The following is a 23219-nucleotide window of genomic DNA, read 5'->3' as shown; positions in this document are numbered from 1 at the left end:
TATCGCCGGCAAGCCAGCTCCCACAGGTACTACGCAGCCCGCAAGATCTGTGGAGATCCTGTGGGAGCTGGCTTGCCGGCGATAGGGCCAGCACATCCAGCGCCAATCCATCGTTCCTAAAACAGAACGCTACAGCCAAAAACCACTATCTACCGCTCAAAAGGTGATGGTTTTAATCTTCTCCCATCAACGCGAAACACCCAAATTACTGAAAATCAAAACCCTTAGGAGCTACCCCCATGACCCATTTCAAATACAACCGCCTGAACAAAGACGACGCCGCCGTACTGCTGGTCGACCACCAGGCTGGCCTGCTGTCGCTGGTCCGCGACATTGAGCCGGACGCGTTCAAGAACAACGTGCTGGCCCTGGCCGACCTGGCCAAGTTCTTCAACCTGCCAACCATCCTCACCACCAGCTTCGAGCAAGGCCCCAACGGCCCGCTGGTACCGGAACTGAAAGCCCTGTTCCCGGACGCCCCCTACATCGCCCGCCCAGGCCAGATCAACGCCTGGGACAACGAAGACTTCGTCAAGGCCGTGAAGGCCACCGGCAAGAAGCAGCTGATCATCGCCGGCGTGGTCACCGAAGTGTGCGTAGCCTTCCCGGCGCTGGCCGCCCTGGAAGAAGAGTTCGACGTGTTCGTGGTCACCGATGCCTCCGGCACTTTCAACGCCATGACCCGCGACGCTGCCCATGACCGCATGAGCCGTGCCGGCGCCCAGCTGATGACCTGGTTCGGCGTGGCCTGCGAGCTGCACCGCGACTGGCGCAACGACATCGAAGGCCTGGCCGCGCTGTGCTCCAACCACATCCCGGACTACCGCAACCTGATGACCAGCTACAACGCCTTCAACGCCAACAAGTAAGCCCAACCCGGCGCGGGCACCGCCAGTCGGTGCCCGCCCTGGGCAGCACACCTATTCAATCCTCCGCCCGTTCGCCGTTGCACAGTGGATGCGGGCAAGCTCATCCCAAGGAACGCCGATGAACACCGCACGCCAAGACAACCGCAACGTGGTGACCCTGGTCATTCAGCACAAGGTTCGCGCCGCCTCGCTGGCTGCGTACGAAGCGTGGCTCAAACGCACGGTCAGCACCGCGCGCCGCCAGCCGGGGCACCTGGACGTCAACGTCATCCGCCCCGACGACGGCGGGCTGCATTTCACCACAGTGGTGCGCTTTGCCGATGCCAGCCTGCTGCAGGCCTGGGTCAATTCGGCCGAACGCCAGGCGCTGGTCAATGAAGTACTGCCGCTACTGGAAGGCGGTGACCACACCCAGGTGCACGACGACCCGGAGTTCTGGTTCACCCCGCCAAGCACCCGCGCAACGCAACCACCGCGCTGGAAGCAGGCGCTGCTGACCTACCTGGTGATTTGCCCGATGACCATGGTCATTCCACAACTGCTTGCGCCGCTGTTCGCACGTTTCCCGCAGCTGGGCGGCCCGATCACCGGCAACCTGATCGTCAACCTGTTCGTCATCCTGCCCGTGGTGTTCTACATCATGCCTTGGGTAACCCGCCGCTGCGCCAACTGGCTGCGCGGCTGAGCCACGCCTTCACCTCGACACTTTCAAGGAGATACTGTTATGAGCACGTTCGTTACCCGCGATGGCACTTCGATCTACTTCAAGGACTGGGGCAGCGGCAAGCCCGTGTTGTTCAGCCACGGCTGGCCGCTGGATGCCGACATGTGGGATTCGCAGATGGAGTTCCTGGCCAGCCGCGGCTACCGTGCCATCGCCTTCGACCGGCGTGGCTTCGGTCGGTCGAGCCAGCCGTGGAGCGGCTACGACTACGACACCTTCGCCGATGACATCGCCCAGCTGATCGAGCACCTCGACCTGCGCGACGTGACCCTGGTGGGCTTCTCGATGGGTGGCGGCGATGTCAGCCGCTACATCGCCCGCCACGGCAGCGAGCGGGTAGCCGCGCTGGTGCTGCTGGGCGCGGTAACACCGGTGTTCGGCAAGCGTGACGACAACCCCGAGGGTGTCGACCTGTCGGTGTTCGAAGGTATCCGCGAAGGCTTGCGTGCCGACCGTGCGCAGTTCATCGCCGATTTCGCCGCGCCGTTCTATGGCATCAACCATGGGCAGCAGGTGTCCCAGGGCGTGCAGACGCAGACCTTGAACATTGCGCTGATGGCGTCGATCAAGGGCACCCTGGATTGCGTGACGGCGTTCTCCGAAACCGACTTCCGCCCGGACATGGCCAAGATCGATGTACCGACGTTGGTGATTCATGGTGATGACGACCAGATCGTGCCGTTCGAGACCACCGGCAAGCAGGCGGCTGAGCTGATTCGCGGGGCTGAGCTGAAGGTGTATGCCGGGGCGCCGCACGGGTTTGCGGTGACTCATGCGCAGCAGCTGAATGAGGACTTGCTGGCGTTCCTCAGCAGTAATTGTGCTGGGGCATTCGCGGGTAAACCCGCTCCTACACACAAACCTTGTAGGAGCGGGTTCATCGAGGCGTCGAACCGCCGCGAAGAGGCCAGCCCAGGCAACACAAAACCCGATCAGGGCTAACCTTCAACAACCCACCGCACATCCATCCAAGCCTTGGCCCTGCACCAACCGGCATGCTCCGCAGTCGCGCCTGCCGCCGCCGCACCCAGAGACGGAGAACCCCCATGTCCCAGGACCGCAACGACAAGACCCGTCGCCAGTTCCTCGCCACCAGCACCGTCCTCGGTGCCGCCGGCGCGCTCTGGTCCGCATTGCCTTTCACCGGCCAGGCCGGTTCCGCTCACGCATCCACCCAAGGAGGTTCCATGACCGCCGATCTGATTCTGTTCAACGGCAAGCTGCACACCGTTGACCGCGAAAAGCCCACCGCGACCGCCGTCGCCATCAAGGACGGCCGCTTCCTTGCCGTGGGCAGCGACGCCGAGGCCATGGCCCTCAAGGGCGCCACCACGCAAATCGTCGACCTCAAGCAGCGCACGGTAATCCCGGGCCTGAACGACTCGCACCTGCACCTGATCCGCGGTGGCCTGAACTACAACCTGGAACTGCGCTGGGAAGGCGTGCCGTCGGTGGCCGATGCCCTGCGCATGCTCAAGGACCAGGCCGCCCGCACGCCAACCCCGCAGTGGGTGCGCGTGGTCGGTGGCTGGAACGAATTCCAGTTCGCTGAAAAACGCATGCCCACCTTGGAAGAAATCAACCAGGCCGCGCCCGACACCCCGGTATTCCTGCTGCACCTCTACGACCGCGCGCTGCTCAACCGCGCAGCGCTCAAGGCTGTTGGCTACGACAAGAGCACGCCGAACCCGCCGGGTGGCGAGATCCAGCGTGACAAGTTCGGTAACCCGACCGGCATGCTGATCGCTCGCCCCAACGCGATGATTCTCTACGCCACCCTGGCCAAGGGGCCGAAGCTGCCGCTGGAATACCAGGTCAACTCCACCCGCCAGTTCATGCGCGAACTGAACCGCCTGGGCCTGACCAGCGCCATCGATGCCGGCGGCGGTTACCAGAACTTCCCCGATGACTACTCGGTGATCCAGACGCTGGCCGACAACAACCAGCTGACCGTGCGCATTGCCTACAACCTGTTCACTCAAAAGCCCAAGGAAGAGCTGGACGACTTCCGCAAGTGGACTTCCAGCGTCAAGCTGCACAGTGGCACCGATTTCCTGCGCCACAACGGCGCCGGCGAAATGCTGGTGTTCTCCGCCGCCGACTTCGAGGACTTCCTCGAGCCGCGCCCCGACCTGCCGCAGACCATGGAAGAAGAGCTGGAGCCAGTGGTGCGCCACCTGGTCGAGCAACGCTGGCCGTTCCGCCTGCACGCCACCTACAACGAATCGATCACGCGCATGCTCGACGTGTTCGAGAAGGTCAACCGCGACATCCCGTTCAACGGCCTGCCGTGGTTCTTCGACCACGCAGAAACCATCACCCCAGCGAACATCGAGCGCGTGCGCGCGCTGGGCGGCGGTATCGCCATCCAGGACCGCATGGCCTTCCAGGGTGAGTACTTCGTCGACCGCTACGGCGCCAAGGCTGCCGAACAGACCCCGCCGATCAAGCGCATGCTCGACATGGGCGTGCCGGTCGGTGCCGGTACCGACGCTACCCGCGTATCCAGCTACAACCCGTGGACTTCGCTGTACTGGCTGGTCAGCGGCAAGACCGTGGGCGGCATGGAGCTGTACAAGGAAGGCCTGGACCGCGAGACCGCGCTGCAGCTGTTCACCCAGGGCAGCGCCTGGTTCTCCAGCGAGCAGGGCAAGAAGGGCCAGATCAAGGTAGGCCAGCTGGCCGACCTGGCGGCACTGTCGCTGGACTTCTTCAGCGTCGAAGAAGAGGCGATCAAGGGTATCGAGTCGGTGCTGACCATTGTCGATGGCAAGGTTGTGTACGGTGCCGGCGAGTTCGATCGCCTCGGCCCACCGCAGGTGCCCGTGCTGCCGGAATGGTCGCCTGTGGCCAAGGTGCCAGGTCACTGGCGCGTGGGCACGCCGTCGCTGGCAGCAGCCGTGCACCAGTGCTCGGGGCCGTGCGGGGTGCATGCGCACAGCCATGACAAAGCGCGTAAATCGAGTGTGCCAGTCAATGACTTCCAGGGCTTCTGGGGGGCGCTGGGTTGCTCGTGCTTTGCGTTCTAAGCTGAGCTGAAATGCAGAAGGGGCCAATTTTAGGCCCTTTTTTTTTAGGCTTTTAGTGCTGGCCTCTTCGCGGGTAAACCCGCTCCTACATGTATCGTGTTCTCATGTAGGAGCGGGTTTACCCGCGAAGAGGCCAGCACAGGCGGAATCAATGGTGAGCCTTATGCTCCCCACCAGCCAACAGATGCCGGATCCTCACCACGACCCCATCGGTCTGCAGCATCCGCACCCGAGCCTCGATCTTCAGCTCTCCGCGGGTCACCCGATGGTGATGCCGCAAATGTTCCAGCCACGACTCTTCAAAGAAGAACTCCAACCACACCGCCGGGTCCGCACTGTCGCGCATCAACCCCCACGACAACGCGCCATTGCGCTTGCGCATGGCCTCCAGCTCCCGCGCCGCCCGCTGGAATGCCTCGGCCTTGGCCGGGTCGATGTGGTACTCCACGGTCACCATCACCGGCCCGCTTTCCTTGTCCATGTCATCGCTCAGCACCGGCACCGGCCAATGCAGCGACGGCGTCAGCTCGTCCGCCTCGGTTTCCGGTAGCGTCACCTTGCAGGTCAGCAAGGTACCCAGCGCCAGCCCGCCTGCAGCAAACAGCAGGCTGACGGTAATCGAGACATGGCTGGCAACCGTCCCCCACAGCAAGCCGCCACAGGCCATGGCACCGAAGAAGACCAGGATGTACACCGACAAGGCCCGCGCCCTTACCCAAGCCGGTACCGAGGTTTGTGCGGCCACCTGCAAATTGGACAGCACGGCAATCCACGCCGCCCCGCTGAGCAGCATCGCCGGCAGCAGCACATAGAAGTTGCGCACCAGCGCCAGGGCCAGCAGGAACAGTGCATACAGCAGGCTCGCTACCATCACCAACCGATCGCGGCTGATGCGTTCGCGCAGGCGCGGCAGCAAGGTCGCGCCTGCCACCGCGCCGATGCCGATCGCCGCCAGCAACAGGCCGAAATCAGCGGCGGTGCCGTGCATCTCGCCGCGCACGATCAACGGCAGCAGCGAGGTGCCGGCGCTGGCGCAGAAGAAGAACGCCAAGGCCCGCAACAGCACAGCCTGCAAGGGTTTGGCACTGCGCGCAAAGCGCAGCCCGGTGCGCATGGCGCCAACGAAGCGTTCCGCTGGCAGCAGCGGCTCCTTCACCTCGCGCTTCCACAGGAACAGCACCAGGATCACCCCGGCGAACGAGACGGCGTTCAACGCAAAGGTCAGCCACGGGCCGACCAGGCTCACCACCACGCCGGCCAACGCCGGGCCGATGGCGCGCGACACGTTGATGCCGACGCTGGAAATCGCCACCGCATTTGCCAGGTCTTGCTTGCCTACCAACTCCGGCGTCAGCGCGCTCCAGGCCGGCATCATCAGTGCGGTGCCAATGCCCAGCGCCAGGGTCAGCACCAGCAGCAGGGTCACGTTCATCAACCCGAGCAGGGTCAGCGCCGCCAGCACCACGGCCACTGTCGACATCCACAGTTGCACCAGCAACAGGTAGCGGCGCTTGTCGACGATATCCGCCGCCGCACCTGCCGGCAGGGCCAGGAAGAACATCGGCAACGAACCGGCCACCTGGATCAGCGCCACATGCAGCGGGCTGGCCGACAGCGTGGTCATCAGCCAGCCGGCGCCCACCTCGTGCATCCAGGTACCGATATTCGAGGCGATGGTGGCGATCCACAGCATGCGGAAGGTGGTGTTGCGCAATGGGCTCCAGGCGCCTGAAGGGGATGTGCTCATGTCAGAAGCTGCCTTTGAGTGGGTATTCGATGATCAGGTAGAGGCGGTCGATGTCATCGCCGGCTTGGGCCTGGTTGGCGCGGTGGCTGACGTGGGAGAACGACAGGCTCAGGTCCTTGGCGGCACCGGACTGCACCACGTATTTCAGGTCGATGTCGCGCTCCCAGTGCTTGCCGCCGTTGCCGTACTGGTTCACATAGGCGCCGCCTGCCGGGGCATGGCTGCCATCGATGCCGCGGCCAGTGACATAACGGCCCATCAGGCTCAGGCCGGGCACGCCGAGGGTGGCGAAGTTGAGGTCGTAGCGCAGTTGCCACGAATGCTCGCCAGGGCCGTTGAAGTCGGCGTACTTGATCGAGTTGGCCAGGTAGATGGAATCGCCACCCACGAAGTCGAACGGGGTGTCGCCCTCGACCTTCTGGTAGGCCAGGCTCAGCGCCTGGGCGCCGAAGCTGTATTTGGCCAGCAGGCTGTAGGCGAGGGTGTCGATTGCCCCGGCGCTGGCGTTGCCGGTGTCGCGGGTGCTGTACAGGTTGCCGTCCAGGCGCCAGTTGCCTTCGGCCAGGTTCAGGTTCAGGTAGGCCTGGCGCCAGGTGTCTTGCAGTTGCCCGGCGTACAGAGCGCCGCCGAACGGCCCAGCGGGCGCGAACGTGGCGCCGGCCAGGCTGATGGCGCGGTTGTGGGTGGTGGCGCCGTAGCCGCTGAACTCGTCGTGGGTCGAGCTGTTGTCCTGGTTGTTGAAGGCGGTGAAGCGCCCGGCCTGCAGGCGCCAGTCGGGCAGGTCGGTGTTCTCCAGCAACCAGCCGGTGGCGTATTCGGGGTGCAGGCGTTTGTCGCCGGTGTCGAACACCGGGGTTTCCACCATCATCTCGCCGTAGCGCAGCTGGGTGTTGCCCAGGCGCAGCTTGAGCGCGGCGCCGGCGCTGGAGTAGTCGGACTCGGCACGGCCATCGCTGTCGCGTGGCAGCAGGCCGGTACCCGCGTGACCGCGGCCGCCGTCGAGCTTGAGGCCGAGAAAGCCATGGGCGTCGATGCCGACCCCGACCGTGCCCTCGGTGAAGCCCGAGCGGACCTCGCCGATAAAGCCCTGGGCCCATTCCTGGCGGTAGTTCTGGCCACTGCCGGAAGGGGAACGGAAGTCGCTGTGCAGGAAGTAGTTGCGGCTGAGCAGCGACCAGCCCGGTTCGTCGGCCTGGCTGAGAGCCGGGCACAGGGCGAGGGTGGCGAGCAGGGCGCGGCCTGGTCCGTGAGTGGCGCGGATCATGGGGGGCTCCGGGGGATGATCCGGGAGTGTGGGTGAAGGATAGGCCAAGGGTCTTGTAAGGGTGTGCTGGGGGATCTGGTTTACCTTGGCTGGCCTCTTCGCGGGTAAACCCGCTCCTACAACAGGGGGCGCAGGTTCCAGGGCCTGCATCACCCGTTGTAGGAGCGGGTTTACCCGCGAAAGGGCCCTAGCAGGCTGAAACCAAATCAAGCCATATCGCTGATCGCAAACTCCTCAGCCAAATGATCAATCAACGCCCGCACCGAAGGCAGCAACCCCCGCCGCGACGGGAAAATCGCATGCACGATGCCACACCGTGGGTGCCAGTCCGGAATGAGCTCCACCAGCCGCCCCGCCGCCAGGTCCTCACGCACCGCCACCCGCGGCAAATGCGCAATCCCCACCCCGGCCACCACGAAATGGCGCAAGGCAAACAGGTCGTCGGTCACCATGCGCGGTGTATGCGGGATGACGATGCTGCGGCGGGTGTCCTCGCCTTGAAACAGCTCCCACTGGTACTCGCGCTGGGCACTGCCCCAGTGCAGGCTCGGCAATGTGCTGAGCAACTGTGGATCAAAGCCCTCGGGCAACTGCTCCAGGTACTGCGGCTGGCCAACCAGACACTGGGTACTGTTGCTCAGCACCTTCATCACCATGTCGGTGTTCTCCAGCGGCGGAAAGCGCACCCGCAAGGCGATGTCGAAGCCCTCGTGCAGCAGGTCGACCCGGCGGTTGGTACTTTCGATGAACAGCTCCACCTGCGGGTACTTGAGCATGTAGCGGGTCAGCATCGGCCCGACCCAGGAGTTGAGCAGGGTGGTCGGGCAACTGATGCGCACCAGCCCGCGCGGCTCGCTGCGGTTGCGCTCGATGATCTCCGCCGCGCCCTCGGCTTCCACGCGCATGGCCAGGCAACGGTTGTAGTAGGCCTGGCCGATCTCGGTCAGTGAGCAGTGGCGGCTGGTGCGGTGCAGCAGGCGCACGCCCAGGCGGTCCTCCAGGTCGGCAATGCGCCGGCTGAGCTTCGACTTGGGCATGTCCAGCGCCCGCCCGGCCGGGGCGAAGCCGCCGTGCTCGACTACCTGGGTGAAGTAGTAGAGGGAGTTCAGGTCTTCCAATGATCGGTCTCCGAGTGGTGGGTTGCCTGTGCTGGCCTCTTCGCGGCTAAAGCCGCTCCTACATGGACCGCGCAGGCCCTGGGCCTTCGGTGATTCTGTAGGAGCGGCTTTAGCCGCGAAGAGGCCAGCACAGCCCCTACAAATCCATCGTTCACAAAACGGAACGCTAAAGCCAGATTCTGCTAACTACCGCCGCAAAGGTGATGATTTTAATCTGTGCCCATCAACGCGAAACACCCCGAATTGCTGAAAAATTCATAACCCTTAGGAGCACAGACCATGAGCAAATTCACCTACAACCGCCTGAACAAAGACGACGCCGCCGTACTGCTGGTCGACCACCAGGCTGGCCTGCTGTCGTTGGTGCGTGATATCGAGCCGGACAAGTTCAAGAACAACGTGCTGGCCCTGGCGGACCTGGCCAAGTTTTTCAACCTGCCGACCATCCTCACCACCAGCTTCGAGCAAGGCCCGAACGGCCCGCTGGTGCCAGAGCTGAAAGCGCTGTTTCCGGACGCCCCATACATCGCCCGCCCTGGCCAGATCAACGCCTGGGACAACGAAGACTTCGTCAAGGCAGTGAAGGCGACTGGCAAGAAGCAGCTGATTATTGCCGGTGTGGTGACTGAAGTTTGCGTGGCGTTCCCGGCGCTGTCGGCTTTGGAGGAAGAGTTTGAGGTGTTTGTGGTGACTGATGCTTCTGGCACCTTCAATGAAATGACCCGTGATGCGGCGCATGACCGCATGAGCCAGGCAGGGGCGCAGATGATGACCTGGTTTGGCGTGGCCTGTGAGCTGCACCGCGACTGGCGTAATGATGTGGAAGGGCTGGCGGCGCTGTGCTCCAACCACATTCCGGATTATCGGAACCTGATGACCAGCTATAACGCGTTGTCTGCGGGTAAGTAACACCAAGTAACCTGATAGGTGGATTCCACTGAGAGTCATCGTTGACTTGATGAAAGAGTGTTGTTAGCGTTTCAGTTGAGCGCGAAACCAGCTGCCATTCAGCGGCAACAGTTGGCGTAGGAACCCCGTCGATGGCTGAATCATCAGCGTCGGGTGAGACCTCCACACCCCGGCTTGAGGGTGTGTATATGAATATCAAGCATGCTTACAGGGCCACTGGTGACAGTGGCCCTTTTCTTTGCTCGGTAGGAATGTGTAGCGCTTGTAGAGCAGCTTCCCGTGGCGATGCTTGTTCAGAGCTTTTGCATCGCACTGCATGAAATTCCACAGCATGCTGCCTTTGTCGAGGGTTACGACCACCAGCATCTGCCGCTTGGTCTCGTAGACGCCTATGAAAGCCAGCCTGTTGGTGTCATTGGTGTAGGCCACCTGCCAAACTTCAAATGGTCCGATCAGTGTGTCCAGAGCGACTTTTACATAGCGTTCCCGGGCGTCCTGTCGCTTCTCGACGATGTGATGGATACAGCTACGCAGAATTAGGATGTCGCCCATTGGGCTTTTGACGATTACCCGGCTGGCATTTTCTGTGTTCAAGCCCAGGTGCTGCGCGGCGAGTTCGATTGCGGCGTCATGTGAGTCGGCAGCAGCTAGTTCTTCGATAGCCTTGGCGCGCAGTTCACGCGCAAGCGTCTTGAGGTCGGGCAGTTTTTCGTCCACCCAATTGTTCTGGCCTTTGCTCTCGGCGACTTTCGCGGTTGGGTGGTTGGGGCTCAATGATATACCTGGCTGCGATGGGTGTCGCTGATGCGGTGGCGGCCAAGTGAGCCTAGAGAGATGGGTTTCTTTGAACAATCAGACGTGGGGGGTCGCGCTTTGTAGGATGTTTCCTATATGAGGCTGAGCAGGTCAGTTACCACAGCCTGCTCAGGTCAGATGCGAAGCGCTTTAACTTACAGGCTGCGACTCAATCCCCTCCAACAATGCTTCAACCAACCCTTCTGCCATTTCAACGGCATTCAGGTTGCTCCAGAACAGGCTCTTGCCGGTGTCATCCAGATGCTCCAGGGCTTTGTAGCCACAGTCATAGGCACCGCGCAGGTATTGGGCGACGTGCACCAGAGCGTCATGGGCGGAAACGCCGGGGTTTACTGTGAACAGGGGTGGGTGGCCGGCATCGCAGCGGCTGAAGGCGCGTTCTTTGGTGTCGGGGAGGGGTGGATTGGGGACAATCTTTTTCATTGCAATACCTTCTCTCGGGCTGAACTGCAACCACCCGTTTCCACGCAGAAGGCGGCAGTTGTACGCGGGGTGGAAAACCGGTGAGAAGGCAAGCCGGTTGGCCAAACGGCCACACGCGCACAACTGCCATTACGGCAGCCCTTCATCACATCCGGGTTTCCACACCCGATCGCTGAACCGACAGCGACCCGGTCAGCCTAGAGAGCTGGCTTTCCCCGGACAATCAGACGGGCGTCGACACGATGCGTAGGATAAATCCTTGGAATTGGCGTGAACGTAGGAAATGGTTCGCGGGGAAGTAGGACCTGGCTGAGAGTCGGGCGATTTTTTGATGGTTTTTTCTGTGTTCGCGTAATGGCAGCGAGGTGATCGTCAGGAGATTGCACGATGGCCGCCAGGTGCCAGGCGATAGGTTTTTGGCGCCTATGAAATCGAGCGCCGCCCGCGCGGCGCTTCGCGGCTAAAGCCGCTCCTACGTTTGTTTCGGGCCAGTCCTTCCTGTGCCAGGCGCGCGCGACCGCCTTGTCTGTACGACGCGATTTCGAGGTGTACGCCAAGGCGTTCGCGCGCAAATGCCACAGGCATAATTGGCCCGAAACAAATGTAGGAGCGGCTTTAGCCGCGAAGCGCCGCGCGGGCGGCGCTCGATCTTGTAGGCGCTGCAACCCTCAAGCCATGCACTCAAACGCCTCAATCCGCATCCGAATCAAACAACCGCTCCAACTCCACCCGCGCCTCCTTGGCCGTCTGCATCACTTTAGCCCGGTCATCGCGCACCTGCCCCTGGGCCACCAGCACCTCTTCGTCATGCTGGGTAAACCGTGCAATCCGGTCCGCCGCTTGCTCATCACTCAAGCCCAACCCGACCAGCGCTCGGCGGGTCATTTCCAGGCTGGAATAGAACGTCTCGCGAATCGGCTCGGCACCCACATCCGCCAGCTTGTGCACATGCTGGCGGTTACGTGCGCGGGCCAGCACTTTCAGGTGCGGGTACAGGCGCTTCACCCGTTCCGCGGTATGAATGGCCGCTTCCGGGTCGTCGATGGTGATGATGAAGTACTCCGCCTCGCCCACTTTGGCCGCATGCAGCACCTCCGGGCGCAGCGGGTCGCCGTAGAACACCGGCACCTGTTCGAACATGCGGGTCATCTCGATGGTGTCGACCGAGGTTTCCAAGGCAATGAACGGGATCTTCTGCGCCCGCAGGATGCGCGCGACAATCTGGCCCATGCGGCCCATGCCAACGATCACTACCCGTGGCGTATCCGTCTGGATCTGTTTGTATTTTTCGGGCACTTCACGCACCGCTTGCGGGCGTTTGAGGGCGCGGGCGCAGGCAATCATCAGCAACGGGGTAATGGCCATCGACAGGGTAATGGTCATCAGCAGCAGGTCGTAGGTCTGGGTGTCGAACAGGCCCTGGTCCTTGCCCAGCTTGAACACCACGAAGGCGAACTCGCCACCGGCTGCCAGCACCATGCCCAGGCGCAGCGCGCTGGCGCCGCTCAGGCCACCGGCCAGGCGGCCGACGCCGACCAGCAGTACCAGTTTCACTGCTACCAACAGCAGGGTCAGGCCCAGCACCACCAGCGGCATTTCCAGCAGCAGGCGCAAGTTGGCGCCCATGCCGACGCTGATGAAGAACAACCCCAGCAGCAGGCCCTTGAACGGTTCGATCTGCGATTCCAGCTCGTGGCGGTACTCCGAGTCGGCCAGCAACAGGCCGGCGAGGAAGGCGCCCAGGGCCATGGAAATGCCGGCTTCTTCCATCAGCCAGGCGGTGCCGATCACCACCAGCAACGCGGTGGCGGTGGACACCTCCGGCAGGCCGGTGCGGGCCACGGTGCGGAACACTGGGCGCAGCAGGTAGCGGCCGCCGATGATGACCACGGCAATGCTGGCGAATACCTTCAGGCCGTGTTGCAGGCTGTCGCCGTGGCTGGTGTCCGGGCCACTTGCGGCCAGCAGCGGGACCAGGGCAATCAGCGGGATCGCGGCGATGTCCTGGAACAGCAGGATGGCAAAGGCCAGGCGACCGTGGGGGGCGTTCAGCTGCTTGCTCTCGGCCAGGCTTTGCAGGCCGAGGGCGGTGGACGACAGTGCCAGGCCCAGGCCGAGCACGATGGCGGCCGGTAGCGACTGGCTGAAGCCGAACAGGGCGATGGCGCCAATCAGCGCGCCAGTCAGCAGCACCTGTGCGGTGCCGACACCGAACACCGATTTGCGCATCAGCCACAGGCGTTTGGGCGACAATTCCAGGCCGATGATGAACAGCAGCAGGACCACGCCCAGCTCGGAAATGTGCGCCACGCTTTCAGTGTCGCGGATCAGGCCCAGCGCCTGCGGGCCAATGACCACGCCGGCCAGCAGGTAGCCGAGCACGGCCCCCAGTTGCAGGCGTTTGGCCAGGGGGACGGCGAGGACGGCGGCGAGCAGGAAGATCACCGCGGTTTGCAGAAGGCTGCCTTCGTGTGGCATTGGCTCGTACTCCATGAGCTGCCGGGGCAGCATTTGAACAGTTTGGCGGACAATTCTGGGGGTTGGAGTGGTGTTAGACAATCTGCTGTAGGGGAGTAAGATTGTCCTGAAAAAGGAGACAGTCTGTGCGGGCCTCTTCGCGGGTAAACCCGCTCCCACAGGGGCCGCGAAGAGGCCAGCACAGGAAAAACACTGACTCAGGCCTCGCCAAACTGCGCCCGATACTGCGCCGGCGTCATGCCAATCCGCTCACAGAACACCTTGCGCATATGCCGGTCACTGCCAAACCCGCACTGCGCCGCCACCACCTTCAGCGGCAGGTCACCGCATTCAAGCAGCTTGCGCGCCCGGTCGATGCGGGCATTCTGCAAATACTGCAGCGGCGTAATCCCCACTTCACGCTGAAACGTCCGGGCAAAGTTGCGCGCGCTCATGGCCACCAGGTCGGCCATCTTCTGCACGGTGAATGCCTGCTCGATATGGTCGACGATATACGCCTGCACCCGGGCAACCGGCGAATCATCCCGTGGCACCGCCGCCAGCAGCGGGCCGTACGGGGTCTGCCCGCCCTGCCGGTGGCGGGCCACCAGCAGCACCTTGGCCACTTCCAGTGCCAACGCCTTGCCGTGGTCTTCAGCCACTACCGCCAAAGCCAGGTCGATGCCCGCCGTAATACCGCCCGAGGTAATCAGGCAGCGGTCGATCACGTAGATCTGCTCGGTTTCCACCTTGGCCTCGGGAAACGCCCGCGCCAGCCGCTCGACGTAGTTCCAGTGGGTGGTGCAACGATAGCCACCCAGCAGGCCGGCCCGGCCCAGCAGGAACACCCCGGTGCAAATGGCGCCGAAGCGCTTGGCACCCCGCACGGCCTGCGGTAGCCAGCGCTCGATCGCCGGCAGTGCGACGTCGTAGGCGCCCGGGCCGCCAGGTACCAGCAACAGGTCGACAGCTTCTGGCAGATCTTCCAGGCGCAGGTCGGCCACTACCTTCAACCCGCACGAGCCGCGCACCGCTGCCTGGCCCTCGGCCAGGGTCAGCAGCCGGTAGCGGCGCTCGGCCGGCAGGAAGCGGTTGGCAATGGCGAACGCATCCATGGGCCCGGTCACATCCAGCAACAGCACATCGTTGAAAAGCACCATGGCTACGGTGCGGTGGGCGGGTTTTTCCTGCATGGCTCTTTTGCCTTGAATGCCGGCCGCCGATGGCGGCCTTGGGCTAAATACGAAACGCATCTTATGGTAACGGCAAAACGGCCAGGGCCAGCAGTGCACAATTAAGAACAATTCAGCTTTGGCTCAGGACTTTGTCATGTGCCAGCGGCGAAACTTTCCCCACTGAACAGGAGAGTCGCCATGCACCCTGGGACGCCCCACACGCCGCTGCAAGCCCCTGGCTCCCTGACGCCGGCGCGCTTGCGCCAGGCCAAGGAACTGATGCTGCGCAGCTCGCTGTCTATCATCGAGATCGCTGGCGTGTGCAACCTCACCCGCAGCCATTTTTCCCGTGCCTTCAAGGTCAACACCGGCCTCTCGCCCCAGGCCTGGCGCTTGCTGGCGCGCATGGAAAAGGCCAAGCGCCTGCTCGCCACCGAGGCGCCGATTACCCATGTGAGCCTGGAGTGCGGCTTTTGCGACCAGGCCCATTTCACCCGCGCCTTCAGCCGCCTGGTCGGCCAGCCGCCGAATGCCTGGCGCCAGGCGCAAGCCATTTCTTAAGCCGACGCTATCCACCGGTATAGCCACTTGCGGGCAGTGCCGGGCCGCTTTCCCAACCCAAGGAGTCACCCCGATGAGCCAACCCGATTACAAGCGCCTGAACAAAGACGACGCCGTGGTGCTGCTGGTCGACCACCAGACCGGCCTGATCTCGCTGGTGCAGGACTTCTCGCCCAACGAGTTCAAGAACAACGTGCTGGCCTTGGGTGACCTGGCCAAGTTCTTTGGCCTGCCGACCATCCTCACAACCAGCTTCGAACAAGGCCCGAACGGCCCGCTGGTACCGGAACTGAAAGAAATGTTCCCGGACGCGCCCTACATCGCCCGCCCAGGGCAGATCAACGCCTGGGACAACGAAGACTTCGTCAAGGCGATCAAGGCCACCGGCCGCAAGCAGCTGATCATCGCTGGTGTGGTCACCGACGTGTGCGTGGCGTTCCCGACCTTGTCGGCGCTGGCGGAAGGTTTTGAAGTGTTCGTGGTCACCGATGCCTCCGGCACCTTCAACGAAACCGTGCAGCAGGCGGCGTGGGTGCGCATGACCCAGGCGGGCGCGCAGATGATGAACTGGTTCTCGGTGGCCTGTGAGCTGCACCGCGATTGGCGCAACGACATCGAAGGGTTGGGCAACCTGCTGTCGCAGCGCATTCCTAACTACCGCAACCTGATGAACAGCTATGCGGCGTTGACCTCGCGTTGATGTAAACCTGTACCGGCCTGTTCGCGGCGGTTCGGCGCCCCGATGAACCCGCTCCTACAAAGGCAGCGCGGCCCTCGGGTTGTGCACTATCCCTGTAGAAGCGGCTTTAGCCGCGAAGAGGCCGGTACAGGCTAAGCAGAACTCACAGGCAGACTAAAACGAATCCGGCACCCACCCAGCTCCGACACCAGCGCTTGCAACCGCCCCCCATGGGCCAGCACCACCGAGTTGCAGATCGCCAGGCCCATGCCCATGCCACTGCCCTTGGTGGTATAGAACGCCCCGAATACCCGCTCCCGTTCCTCAGGCGCAATGCCCGGCCCGTTGTCGTCCACGCAAATCTCCACCTGCTCCCCAATCACTGCCGAGGCAATCCGCAGCGTGCCATCGCTGCGATACCCCGCCAGCGCCTCCAGGCCATTGGTGATCAGGTTGAACACCAGCTGTTGCAGCTGCACCGGGTCGCCCATCACGCTCACCCCCGCCTGCAACCGCGTCTGCACATCCACCAGGCCCTTGGCCGCATCGGCCGAGGTCAGGCGCACCACCTCGCGGATCAGCTCGTCCAGCTTCACCGCCTTGAGTTGCACCGGCGACTGTTTGGCCAATGAGCGCAGCGCCCGCACGATGTTGGCGGCACGCTCACTGTCGTTGCGGATGTCCTCCAGGCCGGCAATCGCTTCCTCCAGGTCGGGTTTGGCGCGCTTCAGCCAGCGCAGGCTGGCGGCGGCGTTGGAGCTGATGCCGAGCAGCGGCTGGCTGATCTCGTGAGCGATGGACGCCGACAGTTCGTTCATTACTTGCAGGTGCGCACTGCGCGCAAGCTCTGCGCGTGAATGGCGCAGTTCTGCCTCAATCTGCGCGCGGCTCTGATTGTCTTCCGCCAGGCGTGTATAGAACTTGGCCGTCTGCAGTGACACGGCGGCCTGCGAAGCAAGGATTTCCAGCATGGCCAGGCGCTGGCTGCCGAACAGGTTGGGCACCAGGCGGTTTTCCAGGTACACCAGGCCGATCAGCACGCCCTGGAGCACCAGCGGCAGGCACAGCACCGAGCGGGCGTTGCGTGCCTTGAGCTCCTGGCGCAATGCCTCGGGGCAATCACTTTGGGCATCGTTGAGTACCAGCGGCTTGCGCGTGCGCAGGGTGGTGTTGATGACCGACAGCGGCGCCTGGGTCATGAACTTCTGGCAGTTGTCCATGCTCACGTGCAGCCCGGCATCGTCGATGTAGGCAAGAGCCGCCATCTGGAATTCGGCGCCACTGACGATCAGCAGTGCACCGTGGTCGGCACCGGAGTGCTGGGTCAGGTGGCCCATCAGGGTTTCGATCAGGCCTTCGAGCAGCACTTCTTCCGACAACGCCCGCGCGGCTTCGATACCGGCCTCAAGGTCCAGCCTGGCCTGGTGGGTGGCGCGTTGGGTTTCCTGGATCGGTTGGGTACGCAAGAACGGGTGCAGCGTCTCCAGCTGGTGCACCTTGCCGGTGGCACCCCAGATATGGAAGCAGTCACGGGCGATGCGCAGGTGCAGGTTGGCACCGGAGATCAGGCCGCTGGGGATGCACACCTCTGCCAGTTGTTCGTGGGCCAGTGCCTGCTCGTGGATGAACCCGGCGGCGGTGGCGGCGATCTGCGCCTGGTCGAAGCAGCGGATAGCGGCCAGCCCGTCGCCCTCCAGCTTGGCGATCACCCCTTCGATCAGCAGCAGTTTGTTGCGGAAGGTGGCGGGGTTGAAGCTGGCCCAGTGGCCGAAGCGCTCACGCAGGGCCTGCAACTCACCCAGCTTGTCGGCAAGGCTGCCGGGGACCTCTGGGCTGCCCAGGGCCAGGCCACGGAACAGATGATAGTCGGCCAGGTTGATGTGCACCGGCGCGGCCCAGGCATGGTCACCGGCCAGGGCCAGGGTGAGCATGGCCTTCGGGTGGTTGCCCAGGTAGAAGGCGCACATGCCGTCGAACAGATGCTGGAAGAACCGCGTGGTCGGCGAGTGCGAGGGGCCGACCGAAGCCGGGCAGGGCGTGCCGCTGAGGTGGGCGACGAACGCTTGCTGGGCCAGCAGGATCTGTTCGACATCGCGGTAGCCATGGCGGCGCACAGTGGCCAGGCCTTGTGCTATTTCCTCGGCCACCTCCGGCAGGTAGCGGCCCATGATCAGCGAGTCGGAAACCAGATGGTTGCAGGCATGGCAGCTCATCGCCAGGTCACCGCTCAGGTGCGCCGAATCAACGGCCTCTAGCGCTGTGCGACGGGCGAATTCCATGGGCGAGGTCCAGGCGCTGACCTGGTCCAGGGCCAATAGCGCGCTGCTCAGGTCCGCCTCGAAGCCGTGGCGCTCGATCAGCTTGAGCGCGGCCAGGCAGTAGGCGTGGCCATCGTGATAAGCGCCGAAGCGCTCGGCGCGCATCACCCCGTACCAGGCCAGGCCGTAGGTGCTGCCAGGGGCCACGCCATGCAACAGCGACAACTCCATGAGCTTGGCCAGGTGCAGGAAGCACAGGTCGTCCTGCACCAGAAATGATGACGACAGGGTGGCCAGCAAGCCGATTGCCAGGGCCACATGTTCCGAATCGGTGCGCGGTAGCGATTCCAGGCAGTGGCGGCCTTGCTGTTCGATCAAGGCCTGCACGCGGGCATGGCTGGCTTCCACCTGTTGCGGGTCAAGGCCCTGTGCCAGGTGGATGCCCAGCTTCTCCAGGCCGGACAGCGCGCTGCCAATGGCTGCCTGATAGTCGCCCTGCAAGGTAGCAAGGTGGGCCTGCAGCTGGCACACCCTGGCCCGGTCCAGGGGCGAGCGTGCGCGCTGGCGGCACTCGCCGAGCTGGACCTCGGCGGCGGCCACGCGCGCCAGCTGCAAATCGCACTCCGCTGCCATGCTGCAAATGGCAAAGCCAAGCGTGGCGCGGCTTTCCAGCGCGCTGCCGTGGTTTAGCAATTGTTCGGCCGTGCGCAGGTAGCCGGCGGCCTGTTCATAGGCGCCGCTGTCACGCGCGCGCAATGCCGCTTCGTGTAAAAGCTGCAGGAACACTGCGCAGTCATCCGCGGCAAACCCGCATGGGCTGGCGCGTTGCAACTGATGGGTGATTTCGAACAGCAGCTCATGCAAACGCTCTGGCCAGGCTCGAAGCATGGCCAGGGCAATGTGCGCATGCAGCGATTCGCGCTGTTGCACCGGCGTCAGCTCGTAAGCCGCCTCCAGCACCCGGTCATGAACAAAGCCCAGGCCGTTCTGGCCTGAAAGCAGAAAACCCGCGCCAATCAAGGCCTGCAACGGATCACCCGGTGCATGCCCAAGGGCCAGGCGCAGTACGGCTTCATCACATCGGTTGCCCGCCGCACTGGCAATGCGCAGCACATCGCGCTGTGGCGCGGGCAGGCGCGCCAGGCGGTGGATCATCAAGTCGGCAACATTGTCGGAGTAGCGATGACGGGCTACAGCCTGCGGGCACCATGACCAGCACATGGCCTGGGTGTCGAAATTGAACAGCTGGTCCTCGACCATGGCCCTGAGAATCTGGTTGATGAAGAACGGGTTGCCAGCCGTCTTCTCGTGTACCTGCCCGGCCAGTTGCAACGCCGCGCCGGGGTCGACGTGGTAGCGTTCGCCGATCAGCTCGGCCACTGCACCCACGGCCAGCGGGCGCAAGTTCAGGGTGGTGCTGTGCACCGTTGTGGGTACGGCAAGTGGCGCATGGCTGGCGTGGGCGTCATTGCGCCGCGCTACGATCAGCAGCAGGTTGCCGGGCGTGTTCGCCAGCAGTTGTGCCAGTAGCTGCCGGGAGGCGTCATCGACCCACTGCGTGTCGTCGAGGAACAGCACCAGGGGGAGGCCTGGGCGGCTGAACACCTGAAGAAACTCGACGACCGCCAGCAGCTCTTTCTGCAGTGCCAGACGCGTAGGTTTGGCTGGCAGCTCAGGCAGGGGGCCGAGGACCAGTTGCAGGTCAGGCGCCAGCTTGCCGAGCAGGCGGCCGTGGCCTTTGATGCGGCGCAGGATTTCACGGCGCAAGGTGTCGAGGTCCTGGCTGTTCTTGGCCAGCAACTGGTTGGTCAGCGCGCCGAGGATCTCGACCCAGGGGGCGTAGGGCGACGACTGGGCCAGGCTGTTGCACTTGCCTATGGCCCAGTAACCCTCGGCGTTGGCCTTCAGTGTCGCCTCGACCAGGCTCGACTTGCCCATGCCGGCGGCGCCGTTGATATGCAGCATTTGTGGCTTGCTGTTGCGGCGCAAGCCCTTGAGCAACAGGGCGATGGCTTTCTGCTCAGCGCTGCGGCCATACAAGCGGGTGCTATTGGCCGCGACCGGGTCGGCGCAGCCTGGCTCGAAGGCGACCAAGTGCTTGCTGGCGGCCCATTGCCGCTGGCAGTGGCCCAGGTCCACCGCCAGCGCGTGGGCACTCTGGTAGCGGGCGTCCGGCTCTTTGGCCAGCGCCTTGCTCAATACCTTGCTCAGTGGCTGCGGCACGTTGCTATCCACTTCGCAGGCCGCCCTTGGCTGCACGCCGGCATGCAGCTGCCGCCAGTGCTGGGTATCGCGCCCGACCAGCGGCAGCTCGCCGAGCAGCAGTTGGTAGAGGATCGCGCCCAGGGCATAGATGTCGCTTCGCTGGTCGCTGTTGCTGCCGTGCGGGCAGACTTGCTCGGGCGCCAGGTAGGCCCAGTTGCCGAGGGGCGTGCCTTGTTCGCTGATCAGTTGCGCGGGGGTGGCGCGAAAGCAACCCAGTCTTGCTCGCTGGTTTCCCTGCAGGTACACATGGGCTGGCTGCAAGGCGCCGTGCAGTACATTGCGTTGGTGGGCCTGGGCCAGGGCAGTCGCGGCGTTCAGTGCAATATCGAGAAACGGCTCCAGGGCCAGCGGGCCGTCGTCAAGCAGGTCGGCGATGGAGTGGCCAGCCGGATACACCAGCAGCGGGCCTTCAGCAGAACGCACGAACGCCGAGGGGATTACCGCCCACTGCGGGTCCAGCGCCAGCCGGTAGTCGCGTTCCAGGCGCTGGCAGGCGGCGGGGGCTTCAAGCGGCGCGCGCACGGCGACCCAGGCGTGCTGGGTAACGGGGTCGCGCAGGCGAAAGTAGCTGAGCTCGCCTTCCTGCCCCAATGCAGTGATTTCGCAGCGGTTCAGCCAGCCCTCGTCGACCGACTGATCGTAATCGATGGGCCTCTGGGCAAGGCGTTCATCGAGCATAAAGCACCCCCTGCTAGCGACATCCAGAGGCGCGAGTATACGCAGCGGGCCCAGTGCGGGTGCGGGTTGCAGCCGGCTTGGCAGAAACGGGCACGCTGTTGTCCGTTATCGTACCCTGGCCTTTGCCGGGGGCTTGTATAGTCCTTGGGCCACCTATCCCTCGGGATAATTGTCTGAACGCGTACGCAGGCCTAGGCTGCTCCGGGGCTGCGCAAACGCCCATGCCCGTGTGAGGAAGCCATGATCCGAGTAGGCAATGCCCAGGTGTCGCTGGAGCGGCGAGAAGTGTTTCTCGACGGCAAGCCGATCCTGTTGGGCGGCCGTGCGTTCGAGGTGCTGGCCACGCTGATCAAGGCCAAGGGCCGGGTGGTCGGCAAGGACGAGTTGTTCAGCCAGGTGTGGGCCGGCACGGTGGTTGAGGACAACAACCTGCAGGTGCAGGTGTCGTTGCTGCGCAAGGCTTTTGCCGACCGTGGGCTGATCCAGACCGTGCCACGACGTGGCTACCGCCTGGCCGCCGAGATCAGCTTCGATGCCCCTTGCCGGGCGCTGGGACACTTGCCGTTGCGCGTGGAGGCCGACAACCTCGAGCCGTCGGGTGACAGCGCGGACGTCCCGGTACTGGTGGTGGACGACGACCCGTCGGTACGCATGGCGCTGGGCCGCCTGCTGCGCTCGCAGGATATTGCGCATCATCTGTTTGCCAGTGCCGAGGCGTTGTTCGAAGCCCGCCTGGAAACCCCCTATGCCTGCCTGCTGCTGGACATGCACCTGCCTGATACCACCGGCCTGGAAGTGCAGGACGCGCTGCGCCGGCTGGCGTTGCCCTGGCCAATCGTGTTCATGACCGGCTTCGGTACCATCCCGATGACCGTGCAGGCCATGCGTGCCGGTGCCGTGGAGTTCCTGACCAAGCCCTTTGACGAGGACCAGTTGCTGGCGCTGCTGCAGGTGGTGCGCCAGCGGGCAGTGGTCGATGGGCGCAAATGGCGCCACGCGCGGCAGGTTGAAGAAAAGTACCAGCGCCTGACCCCGCGTGAGCGCCAGGTGTTCTCGCTGGTGGTCGATGGCCTGTCGCACAAGCAGATCGCCAGGCAAATTGGCACCAGCGAGGTGACCACCAAGGTGCACAAAAAGAACATCATGAACAAGATGCAGTCTCGCTCGCTGGTGGAGTTGGTGGCCATGCACAACGTGCTCGGTGCACCGCCCGAGGGCCTGGCTGGCGCATGAGCAGATGGGTGTGCATCGTCGACGACGATGCTTCGGTGCGCAAAAGCCTGGCCAACCTGCTGCGTTCGGCCGGGTACCAGACCTTGTCGTTCGTTGCCGGCGATGTGTTCCTGGCCTCCGACCTGGCCCGCCAGGCCGGTTGTGTACTGCTCGACCTGAAGATGTCGGGGATGAACGGGTTGGCGGTGCAGCGTGAGCTGGCACAGCTGCAGTGGTCGGTACCGGTGATCTGCATGTCGGCGCATTGGGATGAGGGTGCGGTGCAGGCGGCGATGGGGCAGGGGGCACTGGCGTGCCTGGCCAAGCCCTTTTCTGAAGAGGTGTTGTTGAAGGTAGTTGAAGAGGCTTTGGCTGGCGTTCAGTGAAGTATTGCCTATGCGGGTCCCTGTGGGAGCGGCGGTGCGGCGATCCGATTTACCCGCGAAGAGGCCGGTCGCTTCTACATCCAATTCAGCACACCTGCGCAATCAACCACCTGGATTAATGGACCATGCTCCAAGGTTGACCGATTAGCGAGCCCCTTGCCATGCCACGCCTGAAACTGTTTCTCGACCCTCAATCCCCAACCCTGACCGCCATCGGCCTGCTGTTCATGCGGGTAACGGCCGCCTTGCTGCTGCTCTTCATCCACGGCCTGCCCAAGCTGCTGGGCTGGAGCGGTGAGTTGCAGCGCATTGAAGACCCCTTCGGCCTGGGCGCCCCGCTGACCTTGGGGCTGGCGATTTTTGCCGAAGTGGTTTGCCCGCTGTTGCTGCTGCTAGGGATCGCCGCCCGCCTGGCTTGCCTGCCGGTGCTGGCGGTATTGCTGGTGGCGCTGGTGGTGGTGCACCCGGACTGGAAGCTGGAACAGGGGCAGTTTGCCTGGTTGCTGGTGGCGCTTTATGGTGGGTTGGCCTTGACCGGGCCGGGGGAGTATTCGGTTTCCGGGTATGTCGTCGGAGTCGCATTATCTGATCAAGCCTGGGGCCGCTTTTGCGGCCCATCGCGACACAAGGCCGCTCCTACAAGGAACGC

Annotated in this window: 16 protein-coding genes and 2 pseudogenes; 10 read left to right on the top strand and 8 right to left on the bottom strand. The window is 63.6% G+C overall.

The annotated features are described in order from the left end of the window. The first annotated feature begins 239 nt into the window (after positions 1-239). From ycaC (ACIP02_RS02180) to ACIP02_RS02165, 4 genes and pseudogenes are all read left to right on the top strand, one after another. On the top strand, positions 240-869 hold the full coding sequence (gene ycaC / locus ACIP02_RS02180; protein WP_110678615.1) for an isochorismate family cysteine hydrolase YcaC: 630 nt from the start codon (positions 240-242) through the stop codon (positions 867-869). 118 nt (positions 870-987) lie between these two features. Then, on the top strand, positions 988-1554 hold the full coding sequence (locus ACIP02_RS02175) for an antibiotic biosynthesis monooxygenase (protein WP_400612782.1): 567 nt from the start codon (positions 988-990) through the stop codon (positions 1552-1554). Between the two features lie 39 nt (positions 1555-1593). Further along, positions 1594-2403, top strand: a pseudogene (locus ACIP02_RS02170) (alpha/beta fold hydrolase); the annotation flags it as partial. A gap of 377 nt (positions 2404-2780) precedes the next feature. Continuing rightward, positions 2781-4622 carry an amidohydrolase gene (locus ACIP02_RS02165; RefSeq protein WP_400613251.1) on the top strand — a complete coding sequence of 614 codons (1842 nt, stop codon included), beginning with the start codon at positions 2781-2783 and terminating at the stop codon, positions 4620-4622. A gap of 148 nt (positions 4623-4770) precedes the next feature. Here ACIP02_RS02165 and ACIP02_RS02160 read toward each other — a convergent pair whose 3' ends face one another. The 3 genes from ACIP02_RS02160 to ACIP02_RS02150 all read right to left on the bottom strand — a co-directional run bounded on the left by ACIP02_RS02160 (position 4771) and on the right by ACIP02_RS02150 (position 8751). After that, positions 4771-6369: an MFS transporter gene (locus ACIP02_RS02160; RefSeq protein ID WP_400612780.1), complete on the bottom strand. Its 1599-nt coding sequence runs from the start codon at positions 6367-6369 to the stop codon at positions 4771-4773. Between the two features lies 1 nt (position 6370). After that, a complete protein-coding gene (locus ACIP02_RS02155; RefSeq protein ID WP_400612778.1) occupies positions 6371-7633 on the bottom strand; it encodes an OprD family porin in 1263 nt (420 codons plus the stop codon). A gap of 206 nt (positions 7634-7839) precedes the next feature. Further along, positions 7840-8751, bottom strand: a complete 912-nt coding sequence (locus tag ACIP02_RS02150) for a LysR substrate-binding domain-containing protein (protein WP_400612776.1) — start codon at positions 8749-8751, stop codon at positions 7840-7842. Between the two features lie 279 nt (positions 8752-9030). Here ACIP02_RS02150 and ycaC (ACIP02_RS02145) point away from each other — a divergent pair, with 279 nt between their 5' ends. After that, positions 9031-9660, top strand: coding sequence for an isochorismate family cysteine hydrolase YcaC (ycaC, locus tag ACIP02_RS02145; protein WP_400612774.1), 630 nt, complete (start codon positions 9031-9033; stop codon positions 9658-9660). Between the two features lie 195 nt (positions 9661-9855). On the opposite strand, the gene ACIP02_RS02140 is transcribed toward ycaC (ACIP02_RS02145), so the two are convergent. The 4 genes from ACIP02_RS02140 to ACIP02_RS02125 form a co-directional block, all read right to left on the bottom strand. Further along, complete coding sequence (locus ACIP02_RS02140) at positions 9856-10434, bottom strand: PBECR2 nuclease fold domain-containing protein (RefSeq protein ID WP_400612772.1); 579 nt, start codon at positions 10432-10434, stop codon at positions 9856-9858. 171 nt (positions 10435-10605) lie between these two features. Then, positions 10606-10899 (bottom strand): hypothetical protein, encoded by a 294-nt coding sequence (locus ACIP02_RS02135; RefSeq protein ID WP_400612770.1) that lies wholly within the window; start codon positions 10897-10899, stop codon positions 10606-10608. 690 nt (positions 10900-11589) lie between these two features. Beyond that, positions 11590-13377, bottom strand: coding sequence for a monovalent cation:proton antiporter-2 (CPA2) family protein (locus tag ACIP02_RS02130; protein ID WP_400612767.1), 1788 nt, complete (start codon positions 13375-13377; stop codon positions 11590-11592). 197 nt (positions 13378-13574) lie between these two features. Continuing rightward, positions 13575-14549, bottom strand: a complete 975-nt coding sequence (locus tag ACIP02_RS02125) for a GlxA family transcriptional regulator (RefSeq protein ID WP_400612765.1) — start codon at positions 14547-14549, stop codon at positions 13575-13577. 180 nt (positions 14550-14729) lie between these two features. Here ACIP02_RS02125 and ACIP02_RS02120 point away from each other — a divergent pair, with 180 nt between their 5' ends. Together ACIP02_RS02120 and ycaC (ACIP02_RS02115) are read left to right on the top strand one after the other, a co-directional pair. Further along, a complete protein-coding gene (locus tag ACIP02_RS02120) occupies positions 14730-15092 on the top strand; it encodes a helix-turn-helix domain-containing protein (RefSeq protein ID WP_400612762.1) in 363 nt (120 codons plus the stop codon). Positions 15093-15165: 73 nt separating this feature from the next. Continuing rightward, positions 15166-15792 carry an isochorismate family cysteine hydrolase YcaC gene (ycaC, locus tag ACIP02_RS02115; RefSeq protein ID WP_060498171.1) on the top strand — a complete coding sequence of 209 codons (627 nt, stop codon included), beginning with the start codon at positions 15166-15168 and terminating at the stop codon, positions 15790-15792. Positions 15793-15923: 131 nt separating this feature from the next. Here the strand turns inward: ycaC (ACIP02_RS02115) and ACIP02_RS02110 are convergent, their stop codons facing one another. Next, a complete protein-coding gene (locus ACIP02_RS02110) occupies positions 15924-20972 on the bottom strand; it encodes an AAA family ATPase (protein WP_400612758.1) in 5049 nt (1682 codons plus the stop codon). A gap of 240 nt (positions 20973-21212) precedes the next feature. Here ACIP02_RS02110 and ACIP02_RS02105 point away from each other — a divergent pair, with 240 nt between their 5' ends. The 3 genes and pseudogenes from ACIP02_RS02105 to ACIP02_RS02095 form a co-directional block, all read left to right on the top strand. Then, positions 21213-22205 carry a response regulator gene (locus tag ACIP02_RS02105; RefSeq protein ID WP_400612756.1) on the top strand — a complete coding sequence of 331 codons (993 nt, stop codon included), beginning with the start codon at positions 21213-21215 and terminating at the stop codon, positions 22203-22205. Continuing rightward, positions 22202-22570 (top strand): response regulator transcription factor, encoded by a 369-nt coding sequence (locus ACIP02_RS02100; RefSeq protein WP_400612753.1) that lies wholly within the window; start codon positions 22202-22204, stop codon positions 22568-22570. The genes ACIP02_RS02105 and ACIP02_RS02100 overlap by 4 nt, the downstream gene beginning before the upstream one ends. Before the next feature lie 161 nt (positions 22571-22731). Then, positions 22732-23145: pseudogene (locus ACIP02_RS02095) on the top strand (DoxX family protein); the annotation flags it as partial. Positions 23146-23219: the final 74 nt, after the last annotated feature.

Source organism: Pseudomonas sp. NPDC089408 (genome assembly GCF_044749445.1).
Lineage (GTDB): Bacteria > Pseudomonadota > Gammaproteobacteria > Pseudomonadales > Pseudomonadaceae > Aquipseudomonas.
This window is presented reverse-complemented; position numbering and strand designations above follow the sequence as displayed.